The sequence below is a fragment of the Parafrankia sp. EUN1f genome, assembly GCF_000177675.1.
Taxonomy (GTDB): domain Bacteria; phylum Actinomycetota; class Actinomycetes; order Frankiales; family Frankiaceae; genus Parafrankia.
Genome location: NZ_ADGX01000395.1, coordinates 1 through 581 on the forward strand (window position 1 = coordinate 1; position 581 = coordinate 581).

Annotated in this window: 1 protein-coding gene; it reads right to left on the bottom strand. The window is 63.2% G+C overall.

Annotation, left to right across the window (positions count from 1 at the left end):
• Positions 1-160: 160 nt before the first annotated feature.
• Positions 161-538, bottom strand: coding sequence for a transglycosylase family protein (locus FREUN1FDRAFT_RS42815; protein WP_083828618.1), 378 nt, complete (start codon positions 536-538; stop codon positions 161-163).
• Positions 539-581: the final 43 nt, after the last annotated feature.

The window sequence follows — 581 nt, forward strand, 5'->3', positions numbered from 1 at the left end:
TGGACGCGGAAACGCCGATACGCCCGGACGTCTTGTGGACGTCACGGGCGCACCGGCGTCATGCCTGGGACGGTAGCCCCAACCCTGATCCACACCTCACCCAGCCACAGCCAACCTACGAAGGTCGCGCGACACGGGATCAGCGCATTGATCGATCAGCTCAGATCTTGTGACCCCAGCACGGCTTCGAGCTCACCCACGGACTCGAACCCTGCTGCGCATACAGAATATGCGCACGCTTCCACTGCTCAGCCACACTCGCGTTCTGCGGCAGACCCTTACCACCCACCGCATGCCACGTGCCCGGCATGAACTGGAACAGCCCACCAGCACCAATCGAGTTCACCACACGCGGATTACCACCGGACTCACACGGCACCACAGCACTCAGGAACCTGTGCGCATCCGGCCGCGCCGCGGCACTCGCCGGCTGGGACATCGCGATACCGCCACCAATCGTCGCCGCCAACACCGGCGCGACCAGCAAAGCACGGCCACGACGGATGGAACGACGGTTCTTGCGAGCACCCGAAGTCATCAGGGACAAAATCAATACCCTTCCCCACACCTACGAAGTCAGC

What these genes read in the sequence shown, in the direction of transcription:
- FREUN1FDRAFT_RS42815 (WP_083828618.1), bottom strand. Translation starts at nt 538, where the DNA reads ATGACTTCGGGTGCTCGCAAGAACCGTCGTTCCATCCGTCGTGGCCGT.